At 57.3% G+C, this 12,821-nt stretch carries 11 protein-coding genes and 2 tRNA genes; all 13 read left to right on the top strand.

Annotation, left to right across the window (positions count from 1 at the left end):
* Positions 1 to 8: 8 nt before the first annotated feature.
* Positions 9 to 860 carry a dihydropteroate synthase gene (folP, locus tag MME58_RS21400; RefSeq protein WP_055006612.1) on the top strand — a complete coding sequence of 284 codons (852 nt, stop codon included), beginning with the start codon at positions 9 to 11 and terminating at the stop codon, positions 858 to 860.
* 16 nt (positions 861 to 876) lie between these two features.
* Positions 877 to 2,220, top strand: a complete 1,344-nt coding sequence (glmM, locus tag MME58_RS21395; protein ID WP_055006611.1) for a phosphoglucosamine mutase — start codon at positions 877 to 879, stop codon at positions 2,218 to 2,220.
* Between the two features lie 66 nt (positions 2,221 to 2,286).
* Positions 2,287 to 3,042, top strand: a complete 756-nt coding sequence (gene tpiA / locus MME58_RS21390; protein WP_055006610.1) for a triose-phosphate isomerase — start codon at positions 2,287 to 2,289, stop codon at positions 3,040 to 3,042.
* Between the two features lie 4 nt (positions 3,043 to 3,046).
* Positions 3,047 to 3,427 carry a preprotein translocase subunit SecG gene (secG, locus tag MME58_RS21385; protein ID WP_004656657.1) on the top strand — a complete coding sequence of 127 codons (381 nt, stop codon included), beginning with the start codon at positions 3,047 to 3,049 and terminating at the stop codon, positions 3,425 to 3,427.
* A gap of 44 nt (positions 3,428 to 3,471) precedes the next feature.
* Positions 3,472 to 3,557: transfer RNA gene (locus MME58_RS21380), tRNA-Leu, on the top strand.
* A gap of 95 nt (positions 3,558 to 3,652) precedes the next feature.
* A tRNA-Met gene (locus MME58_RS21375) sits at positions 3,653 to 3,729 on the top strand.
* Between the two features lie 130 nt (positions 3,730 to 3,859).
* A complete protein-coding gene (rimP, locus tag MME58_RS21370; RefSeq protein WP_002555126.1) occupies positions 3,860 to 4,318 on the top strand; it encodes a ribosome maturation factor RimP in 459 nt (152 codons plus the stop codon).
* 59 nt (positions 4,319 to 4,377) lie between these two features.
* The gene (gene nusA, locus MME58_RS21365; protein ID WP_054987357.1) at positions 4,378 to 5,859 is read left to right on the top strand and encodes a transcription termination factor NusA; all 1,482 of its coding nucleotides are present in this window, start codon (positions 4,378 to 4,380) and stop codon (positions 5,857 to 5,859) included.
* A gap of 27 nt (positions 5,860 to 5,886) precedes the next feature.
* Positions 5,887 to 8,415, top strand: a complete 2,529-nt coding sequence (gene infB / locus MME58_RS21360; RefSeq protein WP_055006609.1) for a translation initiation factor IF-2 — start codon at positions 5,887 to 5,889, stop codon at positions 8,413 to 8,415.
* Between the two features lie 159 nt (positions 8,416 to 8,574).
* Positions 8,575 to 8,991 (top strand): 30S ribosome-binding factor RbfA, encoded by a 417-nt coding sequence (rbfA, locus tag MME58_RS21355; RefSeq protein WP_054987359.1) that lies wholly within the window; start codon positions 8,575 to 8,577, stop codon positions 8,989 to 8,991.
* Between the two features lie 3 nt (positions 8,992 to 8,994).
* Positions 8,995 to 9,912 carry a tRNA pseudouridine(55) synthase TruB gene (gene truB, locus MME58_RS21350; RefSeq protein WP_004656648.1) on the top strand — a complete coding sequence of 306 codons (918 nt, stop codon included), beginning with the start codon at positions 8,995 to 8,997 and terminating at the stop codon, positions 9,910 to 9,912.
* A 159-nt stretch (positions 9,913 to 10,071) separates the two neighbouring features.
* Entirely contained in the window at positions 10,072 to 10,341 is a 270-nt protein-coding gene (gene rpsO, locus MME58_RS21345; protein WP_002555121.1) for a 30S ribosomal protein S15, read from the top strand.
* Between the two features lie 175 nt (positions 10,342 to 10,516).
* On the top strand, positions 10,517 to 12,622 hold the full coding sequence (pnp, locus tag MME58_RS21340) for a polyribonucleotide nucleotidyltransferase (RefSeq protein ID WP_055006285.1): 2,106 nt from the start codon (positions 10,517 to 10,519) through the stop codon (positions 12,620 to 12,622).
* Positions 12,623 to 12,821 lie beyond the last annotated feature (199 nt).

The raw sequence follows: 12,821 nt of genomic DNA, 5'->3' as shown, positions 1-12,821 counted from the left end.
GGTCTGACATGACATCTGCGCTGTACCCAACCCGGTTGCCTTGCGGCAACCGGGTTCTTGATTTGGCCCATACGCATGTGATGGGTATCCTCAATGCAACCCCAGACTCCTTTTCGGATGGTGGCCGCTACAGCCAGCTTGATGCAGCATTGCGTCATGCCGAGGCGATGGTGCTGGCGGGTGCCACGCTGATTGACGTTGGCGGCGAGTCGACTCGCCCGGGCGCACGTCCGGTTTCCGCTTCGGAAGAAGTCGAGCGTGTCGCTCCGGTGGTCGAGATCATCGCGCGTGAACTGGATGTGATTATCTCTGTGGATACGTCCACCCCTGAGGTCATGCTGGTGACGGCTGGTCTGGGGGCGGGGCTCATCAACGACGTTCGCTCGCTGCAGCGCCCAGGCGCTCTTGAGGCGGCTGCAAGCACCGGTTTGCCTGTCTGTCTCATGCATATGCAGGGTGAGCCGGGAACCATGCAGGATGACCCCCACTACGAAGACCTGGTGGGAGATGTTGGCGCCTTCCTGCTTGAGCGCATGAGTTACTGCGCTGCTGCGGGGATCGCTCAGCAACAGGTCATTCTTGATCCGGGCTTTGGTTTTGCCAAGACTCTGGAGCACAATCTGAGTCTGTTCAAACACATGGAGGCGCTGCATGCGCTCGGTCGGCCGCTGCTGGTGGGTGTTTCGCGCAAGAGCATGATAGGCGCTGTGCTGGGCCGTCCGGTAGACCAGCGTTTGTCCGGTGGTCTGGCCCTGGCTGCTCTGGCAATAACCAAAGGTGCAAGAATTCTACGTGTGCACGATGTCGCCGAAACGGCTGATGTGGTGCGCATGATCGCAGCTGTCGAAGCAGCTGAATAACAACAGTGGGGCATCCATGACTACCAGAAAATATTTTGGCACCGACGGCATTCGTGGTCGCGTAGGGCAATTTCCGATCACGCCCGAGTTCATGCTTAAACTGGGTTGGGCGGCAGGCATGGCCTTCCGCAAGATGGGCGCCTGCCGGATTCTCGTCGGCAAGGACACGCGTATCTCCGGTTACATGTTCGAATCCGCTCTCGAGGCGGGGCTGTCTGCGGCCGGTGCTGACGTACTCCTGCTGGGTCCGATGCCGACGCCTGCCATCGCCTATCTGACGCGTACCTTCCACGCGGACGCGGGTATCGTCATCAGTGCCTCGCATAATCCGCACTATGACAACGGTATCAAGTTCTTCTCCGGTCAGGGTACCAAGCTGCCTGACGAGATCGAAATGATGATCGAGGAGTTGCTCGATGCGCCCATGACCGTGGCCGAATCGGAAAACCTTGGCAAGGTTTCGCGTATCAACGATGCCGCCGGGCGTTACATCGAGTTCTGCAAAAGCAGTGTGCCGACCAGTACCGATTTTGCCGGCCTCAAGGTCGTGATCGACTGCGCGCACGGTGCGACCTACAAGGTTGCGCCTAACGTTTTTCGCGAGCTTGGCGCACAGGTTGTAGTGCTGTCTGCACAGCCTGACGGGCTCAATATCAACAAGAACTGCGGCTCCACGCACATGGAAGCCTTGCAGGCGGCAGTGCTCGCAGAGCATGCCGACATGGGCATCGGCTTCGACGGAGACGGTGACCGTGTACTGATGGTCGATCACACCGGGACCATCGTCGATGGCGACGAACTGCTTTACATCATCGCCCGTGACCTGCACGAGCGTGGTCGCCTGCAGGGCGGCGTTGTCGGCACGCTGATGAGCAATCTGGGGCTTGAGCTCGCTCTGGCCGAGCAGAATATCCCGTTCGTTCGCGCCAATGTCGGTGACCGTTATGTGATCGCCGAGCTGCTTGAGCGTAACTGGCAGATCGGTGGAGAGAACTCCGGGCATATCGTATGTTTCCAGCACGCCACTACGGGGGACGCGATCATCGCCTCGTTGCAGGTGATACTGGCCTTGCGTCGCAGTAATGTCAGTCTGGCCGAGGCCCGTCTGAAACTGCGCAAATGCCCGCAAATCCTGATCAATGTGCGTTTCGCAGGGTCGGGTCTCGACCCGGTTTCGCATCCTTCGGTCCAAGAGGCTTGCGCACGTGTTACCGAGCAGATGGCCGGCCGCGGCAGGGTGCTACTGCGTAAATCGGGCACCGAGCCGCTAGTGCGCGTAATGGTCGAGGGTGAGGATGAAACGCAGGTCAGGGCGTACGCCGAAGAACTCGCAAAACTGGTTGCTGAAGTTTGCGCCTGATTTCGGCTTGCCAGTGTCGGAAGTGTTGGGTAACATCTGCGCCCACTTTGACCCACGAGGTGTAGCATGCGTCGCCCAATGGTAGCTGGTAACTGGAAAATGCACGGTACCCGCGCCAGCGTCGCTGAGCTGATCGAGGGTTTGGGCAGGCAGGTACTGCCAGGCAGCGTCGATATCGCCGTCATGCCTTCGAGCCTGTTTGTCAATCAGGTGATCGAGGGGCTTGAGGCAACGTCGATTATCGTCGGCGCACAGGATGCAGCCATTCAGGCTGAGCAGGGTGCGCTGACCGGTGAGGTAGCATCGAGTCAACTGGCCGATGCGGGTTGCAGGCTGGTGCTTGTCGGGCACTCCGAGCGCCGTCAGTTGATTGGCGAGCAGGACGATGTCCTCAACAAGAAGTTTGCAGCAATCCAGGCGAGCGGCCTGACGCCTGTGCTTTGCGTAGGCGAGACGCTGGAAGAGCGCAAGGCAGGGCAGACGCTTGAAGTTGTAGGGCGTCAGTTGGACAGTGTCATCGCCGAGTTTGGCGTCAGTGCGCTGATCAATGCCGTTATTGCCTACGAGCCGGTCTGGGCCATTGGCACCGGATTGACGGCTTCGCCTCAAGAAGCGCAGGAAGTGCACGCAGCAATTCGTGCGCAACTGGCAAAAGAGAATGCCGAAGTCGCACAAGGCGTGCGACTTCTCTATGGCGGCAGCGTGAAGGCGGCCAATGCGGTCGAGCTCTTCAGCATGCCGGATATCGATGGGGGGCTCATTGGTGGAGCGTCCCTGAATGCAGATGAGTTCGGTGCGATCTGTCGCGCCGCGGGAAACTGAAAAAATGCTGGAAACAGTCGTAATCGTTTTTCACCTGTTGGGCGCTCTGGGCGTTGTTGCTCTGGTATTGCTGCAGCAGGGTAAAGGTGCGGACGCTGGTGCGTCGTTCGGAGCAGGTGCATCAAATACTGTCTTCGGAGGTCAAGGAACCTCTACCTTTCTCAGTAAGTTTACTGCTATACTTGCCGCATGTTTTTTCATAACCAGCTTGGGGTTAGGCTACTTTGCTAAAGAGAAAGCTCAACAGCTGACTCAGGTAGGTTTGCCAGACCCGGCAGTACTGGAAGTGAAGCAAAAGCCGGCAGCAGATGATGTACCGGTTCTCGAAGGGCAAAAGCCAGCAGTCGTTCCTGCTGACGTACCTCAAGCCCCAGAGAAGAAGTAAAAGAATTCGGCGATGTTCGTGAGGTCGCCAAAAAGAGTTGTAATGCCGAGGTGGTGGAATTGGTAGACACGCAACCTTGAGGTGGTTGTGCCCATAGGGTGTAGGGGTTCGAGTCCCCTTCTCGGTACCAATTAACAGGAGAGCCCGCGTCAGCGGGCTTTCTTGTAGGTGGATGTTGGATTGACCCAGCAATGGATCGGTCGTATACTTCCGCCCCAGCTTTGTCGCGGGGTGGAGCAGTTTGGTAGCTCGTCGGGCTCATAACCCGAAGGTCGTTGGTTCAAATCCAGCCCCCGCAACCAGTTTTAGCGGAGCCCCTTTTAAGGGGCTTTTTGTTAGCTGGACAGTACATGACGTCGATGTTCAGCGGCGTTTTCAGGGATGGGCTTTTGCCCATTTTTTTATTTCTAAAGCATGCACGAGGGGGTTCAGGTGTCGAGCAAGCTAGAACAGTTGCAGGACTTGTTGGCCCCGGTGGTCGTGGCCCTTGGCTATCAATGCTGGGGGATCGATTTCAGTTCCCAGGGCAAGCATTCGGTGCTGCGCATTTATATTGACAAGGAAGGTGGTGTTCTGGTTGACGACTGCGCAATCGTCAGTCGTCAGATCAGCGGTGTATTGGACGTAGAAGATCCAATCAGCACCGAATACACCCTTGAAGTATCTTCTCCTGGCATGGAGCGCCCACTGTTCACTATTGAGCAGTTTGCTTCGTACGCCGGGGAACAAGTGAAAATAAAGCTGCGCTCGCCCTTCGAAGGCCGGCGCAACTTTCAAGGCCTTCTCCGCGGGGTGGAGGAGCAGGATGTCGTGGTGCAGGTTGAAGACCACGAGTTCCTGTTGCCGATCGACATGATCGACAAGGCCAACATTATTCCCACGTTTGACTGAGACGTGCCGGTTACTGCGGATCCCGCGGATCCAATGGCTTGCGAAAGGCGAGGCGTACGATGAGCAAAGAAGTACTGCTGGTTGTTGAGTCGGTGTCCAATGAAAAGGGCGTTCCGGCAAGTGTAATTTTTGAAGCGCTGGAGCTGGCTCTTGCCACCGCCACCAAGAAACGTTTTGAAGATGAAGTAGAACTGCGTGTAGAGATCAATCGCCAGACAGGCAACTACGAGACTTTCCGTCGCTGGACAGTTGTCGAAGATGAAGATCTGGATGATCCTGCATACGAATTGGCGGTGGACCAGGCTCAGGTCAAGAAGCCGGGTGCCGTTGCAGGCGACCTGATCGAAGAGAAAATCGAATCCATCGAATTCGGTCGTATCGCTGCGCAGACCGCCAAGCAAGTCATTGTGCAGAAAGTTCGCGAAGCCGAGCGCGCTCAGGTGGTAGATGCCTATCGCGAGCGTCTGGGTGAAATCATTTCTGGTACTGTTAAAAAGGTTACACGTGACAATGTCATCGTTGACCTGGGTAACAATGCCGAGGCCTTGCTGGCTCGTGAAGACATCATTTCCCGGGAAACCTTCCGGGTTGGTGTCCGCGTCCGTGCTCTGCTGAAGGAAATTCGCACCGAAAACCGTGGCCCTCAGCTGATTCTGTCGCGTACTGCGCCAGAGATGCTGATCGAGCTTTTCCGCATTGAAGTGCCGGAAATTGCCGAAGGTCTGATCGAGGTGATGGCTGCCTCCCGTGACCCGGGTTCTCGTGCGAAAATCGCTGTTCGCTCCAAGGATAAACGAATCGATCCGCAAGGTGCCTGTATCGGCATGCGCGGTTCGCGCGTTCAGGCTGTTTCCGGCGAGCTGGGTGGCGAGCGTGTGGATATCGTTCTTTGGGACGATAATCCGGCGCAGTTCGTGATCAATGCAATGTCTCCTGCAGAAGTAGCGGCAATCATCGTAGATGAAGACGCGCATGCAATGGATATCGCAGTGGGCGCGGACAACCTGGCCCAGGCTATTGGTCGTGGCGGTCAGAACGTGCGTCTGGCCAGTCAGTTGACCGGCTGGACCCTGAACGTAATGACCGAATCGGACATCCAGGCCAAGCAGCAAGCTGAAACCGGTGACATCCTGCGCAATTTCATCGAAGAGCTCGAAGTCGATGAAGAGTTGGCACAGGTGCTGGTTGATGAAGGCTTCACCAGCCTGGAAGAGATTGCCTACGTACCGTTGGAAGAAATGCTCAACATCGACGGCTTTGACGAAGACATCGTCAACGAGCTTCGCGCTCGTGCCAAGGATCGTTTGTTGACTAAAGCCATCGCTACAGAGGAAAAGCTGGCAGACGCCCATCCGGCCGAAGACCTGCTCTCACTTGAGGGTATGGACAAGGATTTGGCGATGGAACTGGCGGTGCGCGGCGTAATTACCCGCGAAGACCTGGCCGAGCAGTCTATAGATGACCTGCTCGACATCGACGGCATTGACGATGATCGTGCCGGCAAGTTGATCATGGCCGCCCGAGCCCACTGGTTCGAGTAATTGGGCGCGGCCTGAGGAGAGAAGTGCATGACGCAAGTCACGGTGAAAGAACTGGCCAAAGTGGTCGACACACCGGTAGAGCGCCTGTTACAGCAGATGCGTGAGGCAGGTCTGCCGCACACCGCCGCCGAGCAAGTTGTGACCGATAACGAAAAACAAGCCTTGTTGACGCACCTGAAAAGCGGTCACAAGGCCAAGGTGGAAGAGCCTCGCAAGATTACCTTGCAGCGCAAGACCACCAGCACCCTGCGCGTTGCTGGCAGCAAAAGCATCAGCGTTGAAGTGCGCAAGAAGAAAGTCTTTGTGCAGCGTAGCCCGGAAGAGATCGAAGCCGAGCGCAAGCGCGAGATGGACGAACGCCGTGCGGTAGAAAATGCCGCTCGTCAAAAGGCTGAAGAAGAAGCCAAGCGTCGCGCCGAAGAAGATGCGCGCAACCAGCCTGCTGTCGGCCAGCCAGCTTCTGCACCTGCGCAACCTGTTGCAGCCGCCGAGCCAGTGCGTGAAGCGCCGGCAGCAGCTGCTGCTCCGGCACCTGCCAGCGCTGCGCCGTCTGCAGACGCTCGCAAGCGTGATGAACAGCGTCGTCCAGACAAACCTCGTGCTGACGACCGCAATGCCCGCGGCGGCGACGGAGAGCGTAAAAATGCTCCGCATCGTGCTTCGGTCAAAGAGAAGGCTCCGGCCCCTCGCGTTGCGCCTCGTACTACCGACGAAGAAAGCGACAGCTTCCGTCGCGGTGGTCGCGGCAAGTCCAAGCTGAAGAAGCGCAATGCGCATGGTTTCCAGAGCCCTACCGGTCCTGTGATCCGTGACGTTGCAATCGGCGAGACCATCACTGTCGGCGAGTTGTCGGCACAGATGTCGGTCAAGGCTGCTGAAGTCATCAAGTTCATGTTCAAGATGGGCACTCCGGTGACCATCAACCAGGTACTGGATCAGGAAACTGCCCAGTTGATCGCCGAAGAGCTGGGCCACAAGGTCACGCTGGTCAGCGACAACGCCCTGGAAGATTCCCTGGCTGAATCGCTGAAGTTCGAAGGTGAGTCGTTCTCCCGTGCACCGGTTGTGACCGTAATGGGCCACGTCGACCACGGTAAGACCTCGCTGCTCGACTATATCCGCCGTGCGAAGGTAGCAGCCGGTGAAGCGGGTGGTATCACCCAGCACATCGGTGCCTACCACGTTGAAACCGAACGCGGCATGGTGACGTTCCTCGACACCCCTGGTCACGCTGCGTTTACCGCAATGCGTGCCCGCGGTGCCAAGGCGACCGATATCGTGATTCTGGTTGTCGCTGCCGACGATGGCGTGATGCCGCAAACCATCGAAGCTGTTCAGCATGCTGTGGCTGCTGGCGTTCCGCTGGTTGTTGCGGTGAACAAGATCGACAAGCCTGGTGCCGACCTCGATCGTATTCGCAGCGAACTGTCCGTCCACGGTGTGACGTCCGAAGAGTGGGGCGGTGATACGCCTTTCGTTTCGGTCTCCGCGAAGATGGGTACCGGCGTCGACGAGCTGCTGGAAGCTGTTTTGTTGCAAGCCGAAGTCCTGGAACTCAAGGCAACGCCATCGGCCCCTGGTCGTGGTGTCGTCGTCGAGTCCCGTCTGGACAAGGGCCGTGGTCCGGTCGCTACTGTTCTGGTTCAGGACGGTACATTGCGTCAGGGCGACATGGTTCTGGTCGGTTCGAACTTCGGTCGCATTCGCGCCATGCTCGACGAGAACGGCAAGCCAGTCAAAGAAGCAGGTCCTTCGATCCCGGTCGAAATCCTGGGTCTTGACGGTACTCCGGATGCTGGCGACGAGATGTCGGTACTGGCTGACGAGAAGAAAGCCCGTGAAGTTGCCCTGTTTCGCCAAGGCAAGTTCCGCGAGGTCAAACTGGCTCGCGCTCATGCCGGCAAGCTGGAAAACATCTTCGAGAACATGGGTCAGGAAGAGAAGAAGACGCTCAACATCGTCCTCAAATCCGACGTCCGCGGTTCTCTGGAAGCACTGCAGGGCGCCCTCGGCGGCCTGGGTAACGACGAAGTGCAAGTGCGTGTAGTCGGTGGCGGTGTCGGTGGTATCACCGAGAGCGACGCCAACCTGGCACTGGCCTCCAACGCTGTACTGTTTGGCTTCAACGTGCGTGCCGATGCTGGCGCGCGCAAGATTGTCGAGCAGGAAGGTCTGGACATGCGTTACTACAACGTGATCTACGACATCATCGAAGACGTCAAGAAAGCCCTTACCGGTATGCTTGGCAGCGACGTCCGGGAGAACATCCTGGGTATTGCCGAAGTCCGCGATGTGTTCCGTTCGCCGAAGTTTGGCGCGATCGCAGGGTGTATGGTTCTGGAAGGCACGGTTTACCGTAACCGTCCAATTCGTGTTCTGCGCGAAGACATCGTTATCTTTGAAGGCGAGCTGGAATCCCTGCGCCGCTTCAAAGACGACGCTGCCGAAGTTCGTGCAGGCATGGAATGCGGTATCGGCGTCAAGAGCTACAACGACGTCAAGGTCGGTGACAAGATCGAAGTCTTCGAGAAGGTCCAAGTGGCTCGCAGCCTCTAAATCGCGAGCCTCAGGAGCCATGGTGGGAGCCTTGCATGCAAATGCTCTGCTTCCCCCGAGGCCTCTAAACGCAACGCCCGGTCTGGCAATTGTCAGGCCGGGCGTTTGCCGCTTTCAGACTGTCAGGGTTTGCTCCCGGATCAGTAACAGGTAACAAGCATGGCAAAAGAATACAGCCGTACCCAACGTATCGGCGATCAGATGCAGCGTGAGCTGGCGCAACTGATCCGTCGCGAAATCAAGGACCCACGTGTGGGTCTGGTCACTATCACCGCCGTAGACGTCAGCCGTGACGTGGGTCATGCGAAGATTTTCATGACCGTCATGGGGCAGGACAGCGCGGAAGAGATCGCACAGACCATCAAGGTGCTCAACTCTGCCGCAGGCTTCCTGCGCATGCAGTTGGCACGCGAAATGAAGCTGCGCAGTGTGCCTCAACTGCATTTCCACTACGACGAAAGCGTCGTGCGTGGTGCACATCTCTCGGCACTGATCGAGCGTGCCGTGGCGCAGGACGGCCAGCATCAGGAAGGCTCGGCATCGTCAGATGCAAAGCCTGAAAGCAACGAGGAATAAAGGGTGGCTCAGGTCAAGCGTATACGCCGCAATGTCAGCGGGATCATCCTGCTCGACAAGCCACTGGGCTTCACTTCCAACGCCGCTCTGCAAAAGGTTCGATGGCTGCTCAACGCCGAGAAGGCCGGGCATACCGGCAGCCTCGATCCCCTGGCAACGGGTGTTTTGCCATTGTGCTTTGGTGAAGCGACCAAGTTCTCTCAATACTTGCTCGATTCGGACAAGTCCTACGAGACTTTGGCACAACTGGGTAAAACCACTACCACCGCCGATTCTGAAGGCGAGGTTTTGCTCACGCGTCCGGTGACCGTTGGTCGCGACGATATCGAAGCGGTTCTGCCGCATTTTCGCGGGCAAATCAGCCAGATACCTCCCATGTACTCAGCCCTCAAGCGTGACGGCCAGCCACTTTACAAGCTGGCACGTGCAGGGGAAGTAGTGGAGCGCGAGCCCCGTTCTGTTACTATTGCGCGCCTGGAATTACTTGCTTGCGAAGGCGACACGGCACGTCTGTCCGTCGATTGCAGCAAAGGCACCTATATCCGTACGCTGGTCGAGGATATTGGTGAAAAGCTCGGTTGTGGTGCTTACGTCGCAGAGCTGCGCCGTACCCAGGCGGGGCCTTTCACGCTGGCTCAGACGGTTACGCTGGAGGAGCTGGAGCAAGTACACGCCGACGGCGGCAATGAAGCGGTTGACCGCTTCCTGATGCCATCGGACAGCGGTCTGCTGGACTGGCCGCTGCTGAAGTTTTCGGAGCACAGTTCGTTTTACTGGTTGCACGGGCAGCCAGTACGCGCGCCGGACGCACCGAAATTCGGTATGGTTCGCGTGCAGGATCACGAAGGCCGCTTCATCGGTATCGGTGAAGTCGGCGAAGACGGGCGTATTGCGCCGCGTCGATTGATTCGGTCAGAGTGACCGGAACCAGTCCGTCCGCAGGCTAGCCTGCGAGCGGGGTGGAACGAGGATGGCTGTCAACAGGCACGGTCATACCTCCTTTTTTAATACGGGGATCTGTCCTCGGCCTGTTGGAAACGTTTCTCCGGAAACGCTTCCTTGAACAAAAGGATTGCCCACATGGCACTCAGCGTTGAAGAAAAAGCTCAGATCGTAACCGACTACCAGCAAGCTGTTGGTGATACTGGTTCGCCAGAAGTGCAAGTTGCACTGCTGACCGCCAACATCAACAAACTGCAAGGCCACTTCAAGGCCAACGGTAAGGACCACCACTCGCGTCGTGGTCTGATCCGTATGGTAAACCAGCGCCGCAAGCTGCTGGATTACCTGAAAGGTAAGGACGTTAGCCGTTACAGCGCCCTGATCGGTCGTCTGGGTCTGCGTCGCTAATAACGACGTTGCTAGAGGTTGGTTGTCTGTCACGATCCGTCGGGTTTGCCCGGTGGTTCTGGCAGGCTCCCAGCCTCAAGTTTTATCTGGGCTGTGGAAGGGGCCGATTCCCCACGCTGCCCAAGAATTCGCAAGAAACCAGTTCCCCAAGAGCCACAAAGAAAGGTAGGAAACCGTGAACCCGGTAATCAAAAAGTTTCAGTTCGGTCAATCGACCGTAACCCTCGAGACAGGCCGTATCGCCCGTCAAGCCTCTGGCGCAGTATTGGTCACCGTTGACGACGACGTCAGCGTACTCGTGACTGTGGTCGGCGCCAAACAGGCTGACGCTGGCAAAGGCTTCTTCCCTCTGTCCGTGCACTACCAGGAAAAAACCTACGCTGCCGGCAAGATTCCTGGTGGTTTCTTCAAGCGTGAAGGCCGTCCTTCCGAGAAAGAAACCCTGACCTCGCGCCTGATCGACCGTCCGATCCGCCCGTTGTTTCCAGAAGGCTTCATGAACGAAGTGCAGGTCGTCTGCACCGTCGTCTCCACCAGCAAGAAAATCGATCCGGACATCGCTGCGATGATCGGTACTTCGGCTGCTCTGGCTATCTCCGGTATTCCGTTTGACGGTCCGGTCGGTGCTGCCCGTGTCGCTTTCCACGAAAGCACCGGCTACCTGTTGAACCCGACTTACGAGCAACTGCAGGCGTCGAGCCTGGACATGGTCGTAGCCGGTACTTCCGAAGCCGTTCTGATGGTTGAATCGGAGGCCAAAGAGCTGACCGAAGACCAGATGCTGGGCGCTGTGCTGTTCGCCCATGACGAATTCCAGGTGGTGATCAACGCCATCAAGGAACTCGCCGCCGAGGCTGCCAAGCCTACCTGGGCATGGCAGCCCAAGCCTGAAGCGACCGCGTTGCTGGGCGCTATCCGTGCCGAGTTTGGCGACGCGATCTCCCAGGCTTACACCATCACTGTCAAAGCCGACCGCTACGCGCGTCTGGGCGAACTGAAAGATCAGGTCGTTGCCAAGCTCGCTGTCGAAGAAGGCAGCCCGTCCGCCAGCGAAGTCAAGGCTGCGTTCGGCGAAATCGAATACCGCACCGTTCGCGAAAACATTGTAAACGGCAAGCCGCGTATCGATGGCCGTGACACGCGCACCGTTCGCCCTCTGAACATCGAAGTCGGCGTTCTGCCAAAGACTCACGGTTCGGCACTGTTCACCCGTGGCGAAACTCAGGCGCTGGTTGTTGCCACGCTGGGTACTGCACGTGACGCACAGCTGCTCGACACCCTTGAAGGCGAGAAAAAAGACCCCTTCATGCTGCACTACAACTTCCCTCCGTTCTCGGTGGGCGAGTGTGGTCGCATGGGCGGCGCAGGTCGTCGTGAAATCGGTCACGGTCGTCTGGCCCGTCGCAGTGTCCAGGCCATGCTGCCAGGCGCTGACGTGTTCCCTTACACCATCCGTGTTGTATCGGAAATCACCGAGTCCAACGGCTCCAGCTCCATGGCCTCGGTCTGCGGTGCTTCCCTGGCTCTGATGGACGCCGGTGTGCCGATGAAAGCACCGGTTGCCGGTATCGCCATGGGTCTGGTCAAGGAAGGTGAGAAGTTCGCCATTCTGACCGACATCCTGGGTGACGAAGACCATCTAGGCGATATGGACTTCAAGGTAGCCGGTACCTCCAAAGGTGTTACCGCGCTGCAGATGGACATCAAGATCAAAGGCATCACCGAAGAAATCATGGAGATCGCTCTGGGCCAAGCCCTGGAAGCTCGCCTGAACATCCTCGGTCAGATGAACCAGATCATCGGTCAGTCGCGTAACGAACTGTCGGCCAACGCTCCGACCATGATCGCGATGAAAATCGACACCGACAAGATCCGTGACGTGATCGGCAAGGGTGGCGCGACCATCCGTGCTATCTGCGAAGAGACCAAGGCTTCGATCGACATCGAAGACGACGGCTCGATCAAGATATTCGGCGAATCCAAGGAAGCGGCTGAGGCAGCACGTCAGCGCGTTCTGGGCATTACCGCAGAAGCCGAGATCGGCAAGATCTACGTCGGCAAGGTTGAGCGCATCGTCGATTTCGGCGCATTCGTCAACATCCTGCCTGGCAAGGACGGTCTGGTTCACATCTCGATGCTGAGCGATGCTCGTGTAGAGAAAGTGACCGATATCCTCAAGGAAGGTCAGGAAGTCGAAGTGCTGGTACTGGACGTGGACAATCGCGGCCGTATCAAGCTGTCGATCAAAGACGTAGCGGCAGCGAAAGCGTCGGGTGTCTGATTGACTTGAGCAACACTTGAAAAAGGACTCTTCGGAGTCCTTTTTTTATAGCGCAATTAAAGGGTTACAAACCTGAGCATGCAAACTGCTCGGTATAAACATGCATCTTGCAAGCTGTCGTGATGACGAACGGGCAATCTGCACGATTCCGTGGAAATCAATAAAATATAACTAATTGATTTTAAAGGTTTTTCAGATT

The organism is Pseudomonas syringae pv. tagetis (genome assembly GCF_022557255.1).
Lineage (GTDB): Bacteria > Pseudomonadota > Gammaproteobacteria > Pseudomonadales > Pseudomonadaceae > Aquipseudomonas > Aquipseudomonas caricapapayae.
This window is presented reverse-complemented; position numbering and strand designations above follow the sequence as displayed.